Origin of the sequence: Sphingomonas sp. EC-HK361 (genome assembly GCF_902498785.1) — a bacterium.
In the GTDB taxonomy this organism is placed as follows: Bacteria; Pseudomonadota; Alphaproteobacteria; order Sphingomonadales; family Sphingomonadaceae; genus Sphingomonas.
The window spans coordinates 1,546,597-1,562,608 of sequence record NZ_LR701494.1 but is presented as its reverse complement, the minus strand read 5'-3'; the positions used below and the strand labels follow the sequence as shown (position 1 = coordinate 1,562,608).

13 protein-coding genes are annotated in these 16,012 nt (G+C 66.7%); 3 read left to right on the top strand and 10 right to left on the bottom strand.

Features of this window, described 5'->3' with window-relative positions:
- Positions 1 to 63: 63 nt before the first annotated feature.
- Entirely contained in the window at positions 64 to 3,072 is a 3,009-nt protein-coding gene (gene uvrA, locus BOS5A_RS14955) for an excinuclease ABC subunit UvrA (protein WP_151955697.1), read from the bottom strand.
- A 143-nt stretch (positions 3,073 to 3,215) separates the two neighbouring features.
- Complete coding sequence (locus BOS5A_RS14950; RefSeq protein WP_151955696.1) at positions 3,216 to 3,434, bottom strand: hypothetical protein; 219 nt, start codon at positions 3,432 to 3,434, stop codon at positions 3,216 to 3,218.
- 143 nt (positions 3,435 to 3,577) lie between these two features.
- On the opposite strand from BOS5A_RS14950, the gene BOS5A_RS14945 reads away from it, so the two are divergent.
- The 3 genes from BOS5A_RS14945 (at position 3,578) to BOS5A_RS14935 (ending at position 5,790) form a co-directional block, all read left to right on the top strand.
- On the top strand, positions 3,578 to 3,952 hold the full coding sequence (locus tag BOS5A_RS14945) for a hypothetical protein (protein ID WP_151955695.1): 375 nt from the start codon (positions 3,578 to 3,580) through the stop codon (positions 3,950 to 3,952).
- A gap of 148 nt (positions 3,953 to 4,100) precedes the next feature.
- Positions 4,101 to 4,325, top strand: a complete 225-nt coding sequence (locus BOS5A_RS14940; protein WP_151955694.1) for a hypothetical protein — start codon at positions 4,101 to 4,103, stop codon at positions 4,323 to 4,325.
- Between the two features lie 235 nt (positions 4,326 to 4,560).
- Positions 4,561 to 5,790 carry a hypothetical protein gene (locus tag BOS5A_RS14935; RefSeq protein ID WP_234419356.1) on the top strand — a complete coding sequence of 410 codons (1,230 nt, stop codon included), beginning with the start codon at positions 4,561 to 4,563 and terminating at the stop codon, positions 5,788 to 5,790.
- Between the two features lie 6 nt (positions 5,791 to 5,796).
- Here the strand turns inward: BOS5A_RS14935 and BOS5A_RS14930 are convergent, their stop codons facing one another.
- The 8 genes from BOS5A_RS14930 to mdh all read right to left on the bottom strand — a co-directional run bounded on the left by BOS5A_RS14930 (position 5,797) and on the right by mdh (position 15,895).
- A complete protein-coding gene (locus BOS5A_RS14930; RefSeq protein ID WP_151955693.1) occupies positions 5,797 to 6,726 on the bottom strand; it encodes a DUF6597 domain-containing transcriptional factor in 930 nt (309 codons plus the stop codon).
- A gap of 52 nt (positions 6,727 to 6,778) precedes the next feature.
- On the bottom strand, positions 6,779 to 7,774 hold the full coding sequence (locus BOS5A_RS14925) for a helix-turn-helix domain-containing protein (RefSeq protein WP_151955692.1): 996 nt from the start codon (positions 7,772 to 7,774) through the stop codon (positions 6,779 to 6,781).
- A gap of 9 nt (positions 7,775 to 7,783) precedes the next feature.
- Positions 7,784 to 9,193 carry a dihydrolipoyl dehydrogenase gene (gene lpdA / locus BOS5A_RS14920; RefSeq protein ID WP_151955691.1) on the bottom strand — a complete coding sequence of 470 codons (1,410 nt, stop codon included), beginning with the start codon at positions 9,191 to 9,193 and terminating at the stop codon, positions 7,784 to 7,786.
- A gap of 75 nt (positions 9,194 to 9,268) precedes the next feature.
- Positions 9,269 to 10,507, bottom strand: coding sequence for a 2-oxoglutarate dehydrogenase complex dihydrolipoyllysine-residue succinyltransferase (gene odhB / locus BOS5A_RS14915; protein ID WP_151955690.1), 1,239 nt, complete (start codon positions 10,505 to 10,507; stop codon positions 9,269 to 9,271).
- Positions 10,508 to 10,587: 80 nt separating this feature from the next.
- Positions 10,588 to 13,521 carry a 2-oxoglutarate dehydrogenase E1 component gene (locus BOS5A_RS14910; protein WP_151955689.1) on the bottom strand — a complete coding sequence of 978 codons (2,934 nt, stop codon included), beginning with the start codon at positions 13,519 to 13,521 and terminating at the stop codon, positions 10,588 to 10,590.
- Between the two features lie 75 nt (positions 13,522 to 13,596).
- Complete coding sequence (sucD, locus tag BOS5A_RS14905) at positions 13,597 to 14,481, bottom strand: succinate--CoA ligase subunit alpha (RefSeq protein ID WP_151955688.1); 885 nt, start codon at positions 14,479 to 14,481, stop codon at positions 13,597 to 13,599.
- A gap of 82 nt (positions 14,482 to 14,563) precedes the next feature.
- On the bottom strand, positions 14,564 to 14,854 hold the full coding sequence (locus BOS5A_RS14900) for a GIY-YIG nuclease family protein (RefSeq protein WP_151955687.1): 291 nt from the start codon (positions 14,852 to 14,854) through the stop codon (positions 14,564 to 14,566).
- Between the two features lie 78 nt (positions 14,855 to 14,932).
- Positions 14,933 to 15,895, bottom strand: coding sequence for a malate dehydrogenase (gene mdh, locus BOS5A_RS14895; RefSeq protein WP_151955686.1), 963 nt, complete (start codon positions 15,893 to 15,895; stop codon positions 14,933 to 14,935).
- Positions 15,896 to 16,012 lie beyond the last annotated feature (117 nt).

The window sequence follows — 16,012 nt, the reverse complement described above, 5'->3', positions numbered from 1 at the left end:
AGCGCCCGGTAAAGCTCCGCGGCCCCTTCGCGACCGCTTCCGGCCCTTCGACTACGCCGCCGCTCACGCGGCGGCTTCGCTCAGGGCAGGCTTGCCCCCGGTCGCGCGCTCCAACAGCGGTTTCAGATAGCGGCCGGTGAAGCTCCGCGGCTCCTTCGCTACCGTTTCGGGCACGCCTTCCGCCACAATCTCCCCGCCCTTCACGCCGCCTTCCGGACCCAGGTCGATCACCCAGTCCGCGGTCTTGATGACGTCGAGGTTGTGCTCGATCACCACGACGGTGTTGCCCTGCTCGACCAGCGCGTGGAGGACTTCGAGGAGTTTGCGGACGTCTTCGAAGTGCAAGCCCGTCGTCGGCTCGTCGAGGATGTAGAGGGTCTGGCCGGTGGCCCTGCGCGACAGTTCCTTGGCGAGCTTCACGCGCTGCGCCTCGCCGCCCGAGAGGGTCGTCGCCTGCTGGCCGACCTTTACGTAGCCCAGCCCGACCTCGACCAGCATCGCCATCTTGTCGCGGATGGGGGGGACGGCCTTGAAGAACTCGGCGGCGTCCTCGACCGTCATGTCGAGCACGTCGGCGATGCTCAACCCCTTGAACTTCACCTCCAGCGTCTCGCGGTTGTAGCGCGCGCCGTGGCAGACGTCGCACGTCACGTAGACGTCGGGGAGGAAGTGCATCTCGATCTTGAGCACGCCGTCGCCCTGGCACGCCTCGCACCGGCCGCCCTTGACGTTGAAGCTGAACCGCCCGGGCTTGTAGCCGCGCGCTTGGGCCTCGGGGAGTCCGGCGAACCAGTCGCGGATCTGGGTGAAGGCGCCGGTGTAGGTGGCGGGGTTCGATCTTGGGGTGCGGCCGATCGGCGACTGGTCGATGTCGATGACCTTGTCGAGATGCTGGAGGCCGGTGATCTTCTCGTGCTTGCCCGATAGGATGCGCGCGCCGTTCAGTTCGCGCGCGGCGGCGGCGTAGAGCGTGTCGATGGTGAGCGAGGACTTGCCCGAGCCCGAGACGCCGGTGATGCAACAGAAAGTGCCGAGCGGGATCGACGCGGTGACGCCCCGCAGATTGTTCGCGGTGGCGCCGGAGACGGTGAGCTTCTTGCCCGTGCCCTTTCGGCGCTTGGCCGGCACGGGGACCTCGCGGGTGCCGTTCAGGTAATCGGCGGTGATGCTCTTCTTCGACTTGAGGAGCTGCTTCAGCGTGCCCTGCGCGACGATCTCGCCGCCGTGGACGCCGGCGCCCGGCCCCATGTCGATGACGTAATCGGCGGTGCGGATCGCGTCCTCGTCATGCTCGACGACGAGGACGGTGTTGCCGAGGTCGCGCAGGCGCCGGAGCGTCTTCAGGAGCATGTCGTTGTCGCGCTGGTGGAGGCCGATCGAGGGTTCGTCGAGGACGTAGAGCACGCCCGAGAGGCCGCTGCCGATCTGGCTCGCGAGGCGGATGCGCTGGGACTCGCCGCCGGAGAGGGTGCCGGAGGTGCGGTCGAGGTTGAGGTAATCGAGGCCGACATTGTTGAGGAAGCCGAGGCGCTCGAGGATTTCCTTCAGGATGCGCTCGGCGATGGCGTTCTGCTGGGGCGTGAGGTGCGCGGGGATCGCCTCGAACCAGGCGAGCGCATCGACGACCGAGAGGTGGGTCGCGTGGGCGATGTCCTGCATGCCGATCTTGACCGCCAGCGCCTCTGGCTTGAGGCGGGCGCCGTGGCAGGTCTCGCAGGGTTGGGCGGACTGATACTTGCTCAGTTCCTCGCGCATCCAGGCGGATTCGGTCTGCAGGAAGCGGCGGTTGAGGTTGCCGATGACGCCCTCGAACGGCTTCTTCACGTCGTAGGACTTGCGGCCGTCGACGAAGGTCAGGGTGACGGGCTTGCCGCGGGTGCCGTGGAGGATGACGCTGCGGACGTCCTCGGGCAGGTCGGCCCAGGGGGTTTCCAGGCTGAAGTCGTAGGCTTTGGCGAGGCTGCCGAGGACCTGCATGTAATAAGGCGACGGGGGGTTGGATTTTGCCCACGGCACCACCGCGCCCTTCTTGATGCTGAGCGCGTGGTTGGGGACGACGAGGTCCTCGTCGAAGATCAGCTTCTCGCCGAGGCCGTCGCACGCCGGGCACGCGCCTTGCGGGGCGTTGAAGGAGAAGAGGCGGGGTTCGATCTCGGCGATGGTGAAGCCGCTGACGGGGCAGGCGAATTTCTCGGAGAAGACGATGCGGTTTTCGGGAACGCCGGCGCCTTTCATGCTTCCCGTTTGTGCTGAGCTTGTCGAAGCACCGTCCTTCTTCTCGTCGGCCGAAGAGAAGAAGGACGGCCCTTCGACAAGCTCAGGGCGAACGGCGGAGGTGGCTTCCGCCACCGTCGTGTCGACCAAGTCCACATAGGCGAGGCCCTCGGCGAGCTTGAGCGCGGTTTCGAAGCTGTCGGCGAGGCGGGTGGCGATGTCGGGGCCGACGACGAGGCGATCGACGACGACTTCGATATCGTGCTTGTATTTCTTATCGAGCACAGGCGCTTCGTCGATCTCGTGGAGCTCGCCGTCGATGCGCACGCGGGTGAAGCCCGCCTTCTGCCACTCGGCGAGTTCCTTGCGATACTCGCCCTTGCGACCGCGCACGACCGGCGCGAGCAGATACAGCCGCGTACCCTCGGGCAGCGCCATGACGCGGTCGACCATCTGGCTGACGGTCTGCGCCGCGATCGGTAGGCCGGTCGCGGGCGAATAGGGAATGCCGACCCGCGCCCAGAGGAGGCGCATGTAATCGTAGATCTCGGTGACGGTCGCGACGGTGGAGCGCGGGTTGCGGCTTGTCGTCTTCTGCTCGATCGAGATGGCGGGGCTCAGCCCCTCGATATGATCGACATCGGGCTTCTGCATCAGCTCGAGGAACTGGCGCGCATAGGCCGAGAGCGACTCGACATAGCGGCGCTGCCCCTCGGCATAGATGGTGTCGAAGGCGAGGCTGGACTTGCCGGACCCCGAGAGACCGGTGATGACGGTGAGCGTGTCGCGCGGGATGTCGACCGAGACGTCCTTGAGATTGTGCTCGCGGGCGCCGCGGACGCTTATGTGGGTCAGCATTCGGAACACCGATGCTTCGTAATGTGAGTCAGCATGCGGCTGGTTCTACTTCTGTTCTGAGCGGGAGGCCAGAGCAGGAGATGGGAACGCCGCGCTTATTTTGCCAGCCGGGACGCGCCACGCCCGGCTGGACGGCGGATCGATCAGTGCTTTGCGGGAGCGGCGTTGCGCGCGGCGACCTTGGCGCGGTGATGACCGACCGCGCAGCCGATCGCGGCGCCCGCAACGGCATGGCCGTGCCCGACGAAATGCCCGCCGACGCCGCCGACCGCGGCACCCTTCAGGCAGCCTTTGGCATCGGCGGGACCCGCGGCGAGCAGGAGGGCGGCGGCGGCGGTCAGGAATACGGAGGCCTTGCGCATAGAAATTCTCCATTGGTCGGTGATGCGCCACCATCGACCCGCCAGCGTGGCGGAGCGATGAGCGGCGGGTGACATTTACGTCATGGGCCTTGCGCGGGGGCGTGCGTGTATTATCTTCGTGACACACAAGCGCGAGAGTTATCATGGCGAAGACGAAGAAGGTAAAGCTGCCCAAGTCCGTCGGCGGCGTGAAGATTCCCAAGGAGCTTCGCCGCAAGGGCGAGACGCTGATCGGCGGCGCGATCGATGCGGCCAATTCGCCCAAGGGGCGGGAGATGCTCGCGATGGGGCTGGCCGCGGTCGCGACCGCAGCAGCGGCGAAGGCGACCAAGGCGCATGCCGATCACGCCAAGCCGCATCATCCGCCAGAGCCCCCTCGCCCGCCCGAACCCCCTCGTCCGCCGGAAGCGGCGACGCCGGGCCGCGCGGGGATCGACGCCAATGTCGATCAGGTGGTCGATGCGGTCAGTGCCGCTGCGAACGCATTCCTGCAGCGGCTGCGCGACCGCAAGGGATGATGGCAACGTAAGCCGTCGCCCGGCCGGCACGGCGATAACGAACTACTTCGTTTGCGTGGGGGTGCATCGGCCGTAGGGTCGGCGCATATAACGGCCGAATCGGGTATATCTCTCACTGCTCACCGGGGAGCGAGGAGAGGATAGCACCATGAAAAAGCTGATGATTGCAGCAGTGGCGTTAGCCGGCATGGCCGGCTCGTCCGCTGCGTTCGCCGCCCATTACACGCATCTGTACGGAACGTGGTCGGAATGCAGGGCAGCGGCGAAGGTCGCGACCAAGGCCGGCGAGACGGTGTATGACTGCCGCCTCGTCGATGGCGGCTGGACCTATGATCCACCGGCCTGCCAGGACGGCCAGTGCACGCCTGACTAAAGCCCGCTGAACGCAGGCCGAGGCATCCAGCCCCTCATAATCGCAAGTGCGGGAATCCATAGCCGCTGGTGGAGGTGAGACTTGACCACAGCCAGCCCGTCTGGATTCCCGCCTTCGCGGGAATGACGGTGGGTGGCAGGTCGACTTCTTTCGAGGCCTTGGGCCGTTCTTGCGGGACGTGCCGCGAGCGGTGCGGGACTGTCGCGCCGGGTCGTGTCCGGTTATGCGACGAGCGATGAGGCACGAACCTGTCCGGCCGGTCATCCGCGGGGTCACCTTCACGGCGGCGGCATTGCTTGGCAGCGCGGCGTCGGCGCAGGACATCCGCCTCTCGCCGCTGCTTGATGTCCGGCTGCGCTATGGACAGGTCGAGCAGGCCGGGATTGCCGACCGGGCGGAAGCAGCGACCGCCCGCATCCGTTCCGGCATTCGCGCGGATGCCGGGCATTTTCAGGCACTGGTCGAGACCGAAGCGACGCTTGCCATCGTCGAGCGCTACGATAGCAACACTAACGGCCTCACCCGCTATCCTATCGTCGCCGATCCGCAGAATATCGAACTCAACCGGGCGCAGCTTCGCTATCGGGGTGGTGACTATACCGCGACGGTGGGGCGGCAGGTGATCGAGCTCGCCGACCAGCGCTTTGTCGGATCGGGCGCCTTCCGCCAGAATCAGCGAACCTTCGATGCTGCGCGCGCCCAGTGGGGCGATCCGAAGCGCCTGTTCACCGACGTGACCTATGCATGGTCCGACCGGACGACCAACGGGATCGACGGGCGCGGTGCGCGACCGCAGGCGATCGGTGGAGACAATCTGTTCGCGCTCGCGGGACTACAGACACCGGTCGGCACGCTGACGGGCTTCGGCTATCTGGTCGATCAGGACGACCCGGCGGTGCAGGGATTCCGCCTGTCCAGCCAGACCTATGGTGTTCGCCTTGCGGGCACGCGGGCGCTGGGGCCGAACGCCGCAATCGCCTATGCCGCCAGTTGGGCACGGCAGAGCGACTGGCACCGCAATCCGCTGGATTTCACCGCCGACTATTGGCTTGTCGAGGCGACCGCGAGTCTCGGCATCGTCTCGCTCACCGCGGGGCATGAAGTGCTCGGCGCCGACGACGGCCGCGCGCTGACGAGCGTGCAGGCGCCGCTCTCCGCGCTGTTCAAGTTCCAGGGCTGGGCCGACAAGTTCACGACCACGCCGCCCGATGGCGTGCGCGATCTGTATGGCACCGCAGGCCTCGCGTGGAAGAGGCTGGGGCCGTTCAGCGGCGCGGGGCTGTCGGCGACATATCACCGGTTCCGCAGCGACCGGCTGGACCAGCGCTATGGCAGCGAGTGGGACTTGCTTGCCAGCGTGAAGCGCGGGCGCACGACGGTGCAGGCGCGCTATGCCCGGTATCGTGCGGAGCAGTTCGCGACGGATACCGACAAGCTGTGGTTGGAGGTCAACTGGGCGTTGTAAGTGCCGTCAGGCCGCGTCGCGTTCGACCGCGTGCAGCGCCTGGGTCGGCGCCCCCAGCGCGGCGGCGCGGGCGTGGAGGCTGCCCATGAGGAACACATGCTCCTCCATCAGGAAGCGGCGGGGGGTGGTGTTGAGGAAGGTCTGCGCGTCGCGCAGATAGTGGGACTGATCGAAATAGCTGCGGTCGATCTCGCCCTTTCGCCCGGTGCCGTCCAGCCCGTTGTCGCGCAGGAACGATCGCAGGAAGCGGGCGCGGCGCAGCAGCAGCTTGGGGGTCATCCCGAAATAACGCATCGCGGTGCGCCGGAGCTTCGCGGTGGGGACGCCGAGCATCGCGGCGACCGTGCCGATGTCGGGATCGCCATCCGCGACGATGACGGCGGCGAGCGCGGCGATCAGCGGCTCTTCCGGGTATGGCTTGGCGAGCAGGGGCGCAAGGACCGCGTCGAGCGTCGGGGCGATATCGGCAACGACCTTCGTCGCGGCGAGATCGCGCGCCAGCCGGTCGGCGAGCCGTTCGCCGAGCAAGGCGGTGACCGGGACGACGCGGTTCTGGATATCGGTCGCGGCGCGCCGGGTTAGTCGCGCCCAGCCGATCGGCGAGATGCCGATGCCGATCATGCCACCGCCGCGCGAGGTGATCCGCATCGGCCGCGTGGTCGGGCCATAGAGGCTGGCGGTGGCGACGGGATCGAACCGGTGGCGGCCGATCTCTACCGTGACCGGCCCGGCATCGACGCTGACGCAGAGCATCGCGGGCGCAGGCAGGAAACGATCGACGCGCGGTTCGTCCGACAGCGCAGCATAGGCGTTGTAGCCGGTGATCGCGGTGCGCAAGTCGGGCGCCGGCTGGAAATAGGACACGCGGGTGCCCGCGGGCATGCCCGGCTGTGCGGCGTCGCCGGCGGTGCCTGCGATCAGGATGTTACGGTCCACTGCGCCCCCGCCGCTTCGATACCGCGCTGCTATCGCGCAATTCCCGGTAATTTCAAGCGGGTCGCGACCGGTTCGCCTCGACCACATGCAGCGCCTGGGTCGGCGTGCCGAGGACGGCGCCCCGCGCGCGGACGCTGGCGTTCAGGAAATGCGTCTCGCGCGCCATGAAGCGGCGGGGCGTGGTGCCGAGAAAGGTGTTGGCATCGCGCAGGAAATGCGAGGCGTCGAAATAGGCATCCTCGACCAGCGCATAGTCGGTCGCGTCGCCGGTCTGGAACATCGCGAGGAACGACCGCAGGAACCGCGTGCGGCGTAGCAGCAGCTTGGGCGTCATGCCGAAATTGCGGTGCGCGACGCGGCGCAGCTTGCTGCCGGGGACGCCGGTCGCCTCGGCAAGCTGGGTAAGGCCGGCCATCTCGCGATCGACGACGAGCGCCATGAGATGGCGGATCAGCGCCGCGTCGTCGGGCTCCGGGCCGAGCAGCGGCGAGAGGATGGCGTCGAGGATCGGCTTGACCGCGTGCTCGTCGGGCGCGGCGGAGAGTTCATGGACCAGGCGGCGCGAGAGCGCTTCGCCGGCGATCGCATCGAAGGGCACGATGCGGTTGTGGAAATCCTGCGCAGAGCGGCGGAACAGGCGGGACCAGCCTAGCGCGTTGATGCCGAAGCCGATCATCACGCCGCCATGCGTGACCGCCTCCAGAACGCGGCTCGTCGGGCCGAAGAGCGAGACCTGGGGAATCGGATCGAAATGGCGGTTGCCGATGCGGACCGAGACGGGGCCAGCACCGAGCGTGATGCGGACATTGGCGGTGCCGGGAAGGAACCAGTCCTTCTGCCCCATCACCTGCGGCCCGTGCGCGGCGTAGAGGTGGTAGCCGGTGATCGACCCCGCGATTTCGTCGGCCGGGCGATCGTAGCGGATGGCCATGCCCGGCCCCATCGCGAAGACGCGGGAATCGATGTCCGGCGCCTCGGTGCCGCCGACGATGCCCGCCGCGGTCAGCCCCGTCGATGATCTGGCAACGGGGTGGCCGGCAATCGTCATCCCTAAGGCTTAGATATGGATTGGTTTTCCCGCAACGGCCATTGCGGCTTCCTTGATCGCCTCGCTGTGCGTGGGGTGGGCGTGGCAGGTATAGGCGATGTCTTCGCTCGTCGCGCCGAACTCCATCGCCTGCGCGGCTTGCGCGATCATCGTGCCGGCGACGCTGGCGATGCACCAGACGCCGAGGACGCGGTCGGTCTTCGCATCGGCGATGATCTTTACGAAGCCGTCGGGCTCGTGATTGGTCTTGGCGCGGCTGTTCGCCATCATCGGGAACTTGCCGACCTTAACCTCTCCGCGTTCTTTTGCGGCTTCCTCGGTGAGGCCGACGCCGGCGATTTCTGGCCAAGTGTAGACGACCGAGGGGATGACGTCGTGGTTCACGATGCCGTGCTGGCCGGCGATGTTCTCGGCGACCGCGATGCCTTCGTCCTCGGCCTTGTGCGCGAGCATGGGGCCGGGGATGACGTCGCCGATCGCCCAGATGCCGTCGACGCTCGTGCGGAAATCGTGGTCGGTCTCGATCTGGCCGCGCTGATTGGGGGTGAGGCCGATCTTGTCGAGCGCGAGGCTGTCAGTGTTGGGCTTGCGGCCGATCGAGACGAGGACGCAATCAGCCTCGATCGTGGTCGCAGCCTGTCCTGAGCCTGTCGAAGGGCCCGCGGCGGGTTCGAGGGTGAGGGTCGCCTTGTCGCCATCGACGGTAACGCCGGTGACCTTCGTGGACAGCCTGAACTCGATGCCCTGCTTCTTGAAGATCTTGTTCGATTCCTTGCGGACCTCGCCGTCGAAGCCGGGGAGGATCTGGTCGAGGAACTCGACGCACGTCACCTTCGCGCCGAGGCGGCGCCAGACCGACCCAAGCTCAAGCCCGATGACGCCGCCGCCGATGACCACCATGTGCTCAGGCACCTTGGCGAGCTCGAGCGCGCCGGTGGAATCGACGACGACCTTCTGGTCGATCTCGACGCCCGGCAGCGGGGTGACCGAGGAGCCGGTGGCAATGACGATATTCTTCGCGGTGACCTTCTGATCGCCGACGCTGACGGTGTGGGCGTCCTCGAAGCTGGCGCGGCCCTTGAGCCAGGTGACCTTGTTCTTCTTGAACAGGAACTCGATGCCGCCGGTGAGTTGCTTCACCGCATCGCGGCGCTGGCCGTGCATGGTGTCGAGATCGAGCTCGGGGGTGACCTTGATGCCCATCTTCGCCATCGTGCCGTTCGCGGCGGCGTCGAAATATTCCGACGCGTGGAGCATCGCCTTGGACGGGATGCAGCCGACGTTGAGGCACGTCCCGCCCAGCGTCTCGCGGCTCTCGGCGCAGGCGGTGCGCAAGCCGAGCTGTGCGGCACGGATCGCGGCGACATAGCCGCCCGGGCCGGCGCCGATCACGAGGACGTCATAGTCGTAGTCAGCCATTTCGTGTCACCTTGATGTGCTCCCGCGAAGGCGGGAGCCCAGTCTGGATCCCCGCCTTCGCGGGGATACATGGAATTACAAATCGATCAGAATCCGCGTCGGGTCCTCGATCGCGTTCTTGAGCGCCACCAGGAACGTCACCGCCTCGCGGCCATCGATCAGGCGGTGGTCGTAGCTGAGTGCGAGATACATCATCGGGCGGACGACGACCTGGCCGTTCACCACCACCGCGCGGTCTTCGATGCGGTGGAGGCCCAGCACCGCCGACTGGGGCGGGTTGATGATCGGGGTGCTCATCAGCGAGCCGAAGACGCCGCCGTTCGAGATGGTGAAGGTGCCGCCCTTCATCTCGTCCATTTTGAGCGTGCCGTCCTTGGCGCGCTTGCCGAAGTCGCCGATCGTCTTTTCCACGGTCGCGACCGACATCTGGTCGGCGTCGCGGATGACGGGGACGACGAGGCCGCCGGGCGAGGACACCGCGACCGAGATGTCGGCATAATCGTGATAGACGATGTCGTCGCGGTCGATCGAGGCGTTGACCGACGGAATGTCCTTCAGCGCCATGCACGCGGCCTTCACGAAGAAGCCCATGAAGCCGAGTCGGACGCCGTGCTTCTTTTCGAACAGGTCCTTGTATTTGGCACGCGCGGCGATGACCGCGGTCATGTCGACGTCGTTGAACGTCGTGAGCATCGCGGCGGTGTTCTGCGCTTCCTTCAGGCGCTTGGCGATCGTTTGGCGCAGGCGCGTCATGCGGACGCGCTCTTCCTTGCGGCCGGTGGAGGCGATGACCGACGGGGTGGCTGGCGCCGCGGGCGTCGGTGTGGGGGCGGGTTTGGACGAGGCGGCGGCGGCGATGTCTTCCTTGGTCAGGCGGCCGTCCTTGCCGGTGCCCTGGATCGTCGCGGGGTCGACGCCGTGTTCGAGGACGGCGCGGCGGACCGAGGGGCTGAGCGCGGCAGGGGTGTCGCCGGCGGGTTCGGCGGGAGCCTGCTGCCCGGCGGTTGCGGCGGGTACGGCCTCGGCAGGCGCGCTGGCTGCCGGCGCAGGTGCGGCGGCCTGCGCGGGAGCGCCGCCACCGGCCTCGACCGTGGCGATCATCGCGCCGACCTGGACGGTATCGCCGACCTGGACCGCGTGGGCGCCCATGACGCCCGCGACCGGCGATGGCACCTCGACCGAGACCTTGTCGGTTTCCAGGCTCGCGATAGGCTCGTCGGCCTGCACCGGATCGCCGGGCTGCTTGAGCCATTCGCCGAGCGTTGCCTCGGTGATCGATTCGCCGAGCGTGGGGACGGTGACTTCGGTTGCCATGTTCGCTTCCGTTTCAATGTGCTCCCGCGAAGGCGGGAGCCCAGGCTGGATCCCCGCCTTCGCGGGGATACAAGATAGGATCAAGTCTTGCGCGTGCGCCGGATTTCCTCGCGGACATTGTGGCCGAGCGCGTCGGCGACCAGCGCGCCCTGTTCGGCCTGATGGCGCTTCATCAGCCCCGTCGCGGGCGAGGCCGAGGGGGTGCGGCCGGCATAGCGGGCGCGGGCCACCTTGCTGCCGGCGTCCGCCAGGCACGCCTCGATAAAGGGTTCGACGAAGAACCAGTAGCCGTTGTTCTTCGGCTCTTCCTGCGCCCACACGACCTCTTCGAGGTTGGGCATCTTCTTCAGGCGCGCGGCGAGCGGCTCGCCCGGGAAAGGATAGAGCTGCTCGATGCGGATGATCTGGGTGTTCGCATCACCCGCCGCGTCGCGTGCCTCGATCAGGTCGTAGGCGACCTTGCCGGTGCACAGCACGACGCGCTTCGTCTCGGTGTCCGCCGCGCCGTTGGTGTCGGAGAGGATGCGTTTGAAGTGCGTATCGCCGATGAAGTCGCTCGCCTGGCTGACCGCGAGCTTGTGACGCAGCAGCGACTTCGGCGTCATGATGACCAGCGGCTTGCGGAAGGTGCGGTGCATCTGCCGGCGCAGCAGGTGGAAATAATTGGCCGGGGTGGTGCAGTTAGCGACCTGCATGTTGTCGCCCGCGCACAGTTGCAGGAAGCGCTCGGGGCGCGCCGAGCTATGCTCCGGCCCCTGCCCTTCATAGCCGTGGGGCAGCAGCATGACGAGGCCGTTGGCGCGCAGCCACTTGGCTTCGCCGCTCGCGATGAACTGATCGATCATGATCTGCGCGCCGTTGGCGAAATCGCCGAACTGCGCTTCCCACAATACCAGCGTCTTGGGGTCGGCGAGCGCATAGCCATATTCGAAGCCGAGCACGCCATATTCGCTGAGCGTGCTGTCCAGCACCTCGAAACGGCCGTGCTCGACGGTCGAAAGCGGGACGAACTTGTGCTCGTCGGTCTGATCGACCCAGACGGCGTGGCGCTGCGAGAAGGTGCCGCGGCCCGAATCCTGCCCCGACAGGCGGACGCCGTAGCCTTCGGAGAGCAGCGAGCCGAAGGCCAGCGCTTCGCCGGTCGCCCAGTCGAAATTGGCGCCGCTGGTGAACATCGCCCGCTTGGCATCAAGGACGCGGCCAAGCGTCTTGTGGATCGCAAGGTCTTCGGGAACGGTCGTCAGCGTGCGGCCGAGCGCATCGAACAGCTTCTTCTCGACGCCGGTTTCGATATTGCGGCGCGCGGTTTCGGGGTCGGCGGGGGCGCCGAGGCCGGACCACCGCCCGCCGAACCAGTCGGCCTTGTTGGGTTTGTACGCGGCGCCCGCCTCGAACTCGCCCTCCAGCAGCGTAGTGAACTGCTTGACGTTCTCGTCCACCCAGGCCTGGTCGACGACCTTTTCCTCGACCAATCGCTTTGCGTAGATGCTGCTCACCGGCGGGTGCTGGCGGATACGATCGTACATCAGCGGCTGGGTGAAGCTCGGCTCGTCGCCCTCGTTATGGCCGAAGCGGCGGTAGCACCACATGTCGATGACGATGTCGCGGTGGAATTTCTGGCGGAACTCGATCGCCATCTTACAGGCGAAGGTCACCGCCTCGGGATCGTCGCCGTTGACGTGGAAGATCGGCGCCTGGACGCCCTTCGCCACGTCGCTCGGATAAGGCGAGGAGCGCGCGAACTGCGGGCTCGTCGTGAACCCGATCTGGTTGTTGATGACGAAGTGGATGCAGCCGCCGGTGTTGTAGCCGCGCACCCCGGAGAAGCCGAGGCATTCCCACACGATCCCCTGTCCCGCGAACGCCGCGTCGCCGTGGATGAGGACGGGAAGCGACTTGCAGTGATGCTCCAGATCGTCCGCGATCGTCTGGATCGCGCGCGTCTTGCCGAGGACGACGGGGTCCGCCGCCTCGAGGTGGCTCGGGTTGGCGACGAGCGACATATGGACCTTGATCCCGTCGAACTGACGGTCGGTGCTGGTCCCGAGATGGTATTTCACGTCGCCCGATCCGCCGATGTCGTCGGGGTTAGCGGAGCCGCCGGCGAATTCATGGAAGATCACCCGCAGCGGCTTCGCCATGACGTTGGCGAGGACGTTCAGCCGGCCGCGGTGGGCCATGCCGAACACAATCTCGTTCACCCCCATCGCGCCGCCATATTTGATGACGCTTTCGAGCGCGGGGATCATGCTTTCGCCGCCGTCGAGGCCGAAGCGCTTGGTGCCGACATATTTGCGGCCGAGGAATTTCTCCCACTGCTCGCCTTCGATCACCTTGGTGAGGATCGCCTTCTTGCCCTCTGGCGTGAACTCGATCGCCTTGTCCTTGCCCTCCATGCGGTCCTGGAGGAACACGCGTTCCTCGACATCAGCGATGTGCATGTATTCGAGGCCGACCGAGCCGCAATAGTTGCGCTGGAGGATCGCGACGACCTCGCGAACGCTCGACCATTGCAGGCCGAGGGTGCCGCCGAGATAGACCGGGCGATCGAGATCGGCGTCCGAGAAACCGTGATAGGCGGGGCTGAGATCGGCCGGAAGCTCCTGCCGCGCCATGCCGAGGGGATCGAGATTGGCGGCGAGGTGCCCGCGCACGCGGTAGGTGCGGATGAGCATCTGGACGCGGATGGCGTCGGCCGCGGCCTTGGTGACGTCGACCTTGGGAGCAGCGTCGGCGGCGGGCGCTGCAGGCTTGGCGCCGGGCTTTGCGGGCCTGGGCGCGGGCTCCATCTGGGTGGGGTCGAGCGCGGCGGTCAGATCGTCCGTCGTCTTGAGCGGCCAGGCGATGTTGGCCCAGCTCGGCCCCTGCGCGGAGCCTTCCAGCCCCTCGAAAAAGCCGCGCCAGCCGGGCTCGACCGTGTCGGGCGACGCCTTGAACCGCGCATACAGCGCCTCGACGAACGCCGGGCTGACGCCGGCGGCGATGTCGCTGAAATCCTGACCTTCGTAGCCCATGTCCCGGGTCCTTTGTGTCCCCGCGAAGGCGGGGACCCAGACTGGACCCCCGCCTTCGCGGGGGTACAATGAGGGTTATCCCTTGAGTACTTCCAGCAGCGTCGACCCCAGCTCGCTGGGCGACGCCGCCACCTTGATCCCGGCCGCTTCCATCGCCGCGATCTTGTCTTCCGCTCCGCCCTGGCCACCTGAGACGATCGCGCCGGCATGGCCCATCCGCCTGCCCGGAGGTGCGGTGCGGCCGGCGATGAAGCCCGCCATCGGCTTCTTGCGCCCGCGCTTCGCCTCGTCGCGGAGGAACTGCGCGGCTTCCTCTTCAGCCGAACCGCCGATCTCACCGATCATGATGATCGAGGTCGTCGCGTCGTCGGCGAGGAACAGTTCGAGCACGTCGATGAAGTTGGTGCCGTTGACCGGATCGCCGCCGATGCCGACCGCGGTCGTCTGGCCGAGGCCGGCGTTCGTCGTCTGGAACACCGCCTCATAGGTGAGCGTGCCCGAGCGGCTGACGACGCCGACCGAACCTTGTTTGAAGATGCTGCCCGGCATGATGCCGATCTTGCACTCGCCCGGCGTCAGCACGCCGGGGCAATTCGGGCCGATGAGGCGCGATTTCGAGCCCGAGAGCGCCCGCTTCACCTTCACCATGTCGAGCACGGGAATGCCCTCGGTGATGGTGACGATCAGCGGCACCTCGGCATCGATCGCCTCGAGGATCGAATCCGCGGCGAAGGGGGGCGGGACGTAGATCACGCTCGCGGTCGCGCCGGTCTTCGCCACGGCCTCGGCGACGGTGTCGTAGACGGGCAGGTCGAGATGGGTCGTGCCGCCCTTCCCCGGCGTGACGCCGGCGACCATCTGCGTGCCGTAGTCCAGCGCCGCCTTCGTGTGGAAGCTGCCGGTTTCGCCGGTCATCCCTTGGGTGATGACCCTGGTGTTCTTGTCGACGAGGATGCTCATTCTGTCTCCATCTCTACCTTGTGTCCCCGCGAAGGCGGGGACCCAGTCTGGGCTCCCGCCTTCGCGGGAGCACAAGGAAGCTTCAAAACAATAACTCGAACAGATCGTCCCAGCCGGGGTTCATTCGTTCAATCTCCGTCAGCTTCCACTGCCGGTTCCATTTCTTCATCTGGAGCTCGCGATATCGCGCGCCTTCCAGATCGTCATGTGCCTCGTACCAGACGAGATATTTGCAGCCGTATTTCTTGGTGAAACCCTCGACCAGGCCGTTACGATGCTGATACGCCCGCGCGGCGAGATCGCTGGTCACTCCGATGTAAACCGTGCCGTTTCGCCCGCTTGCCATGATGTAGGCGAAGCCGGGCTTGTTCATCAGCATTGCGCTCCCTTGTGCTCCCGCGAAGGCGGGAGCCCAGTCTGGATCCCCGCCTCCGCGGGGATACAAGCCCCCTTAGTTCAGCGACCCATCGATCCCCTTGCACGCCACCAGCAGTTCCTTCACCGCGTCGACCGATACGCCGAGGTTCGCCTTCGCCTCGTCGTCCAGCGCGATCTCGACGATCTGCTCTACGCCGGCCGCGCCGATCACCACCGGCACGCCGACATAGAGGTCGGTCACGCCGTACTGGCCGTCGACATAGGCCGCCGCGGGCAGGACGCGCTTCTGGTCGTAGAGATACGCCTCGGCCATCGCGATGCCGCTGGTCGCCGGGGCGTAATAGGCGCTGCCGGTCTTCAGCAGCGCGACGATCTCGCCGCCGCCGCCGCGGGTGCGCTTGACGATCGCGTCGATCTTTTCCTGGGTCGAGCGGCCCATCTTGATGAGGTCGGGGACCGGGATGCCCGAAACGGCCGAGTAGCTGATGACCGGCACCATCGTGTCGCCGTGGCCGCCGAGCACGAAGCTCGTCACGTCCTTCACCGACACGTCGAATTCCTCGGCGAGGAAGTGGCTGAAGCGCGACGAGTCCAGCACGCCCGCCATGCCGACGACCATGTGGTGCGGCAGCCCCGAGAATTCGCGCAGCGCCCACACCATCGCATCGAGCGGGTTGGTGATGCAGATGACGAACGCGCCCGGGGCGTTGGCCTTGATCCCCTCGCCGACCGCCTTCATCACCTTCAGGTTGATGCCGAGCAGGTCGTCGCGGCTCATGCCGGGCTTGCGGGCGACACCGGCGGTGACGATGACGACGTCGGCGCCGGCGATGTCGGCATAGTCGTTCGAGCCGGTGATCTTCGCGTCGAAGCCCTCGACGGGCGCGCACTGGCTGAGGTCGAGCGCCTTGCCCTGCGGCACGCCTTCCACCACGTCGAAGAGGACGACGTCGCCGAGCCCCTTGAGTGCTGCGAGGTGCGCGAGCGTGCCGCCGATATTGCCGGCGCCGATCAGCGCGATTGTCTTGCGAGCCATGACGAGTCCTTGAAAGCAAGCGGTGCGGGAAGCGTGAATGGTCACGCCGCCTACGCGCTTTGTGCAGGCAGGGCAACCGCTAAAGGGCAGGCATTAACATTGTTATCGCACATGGTT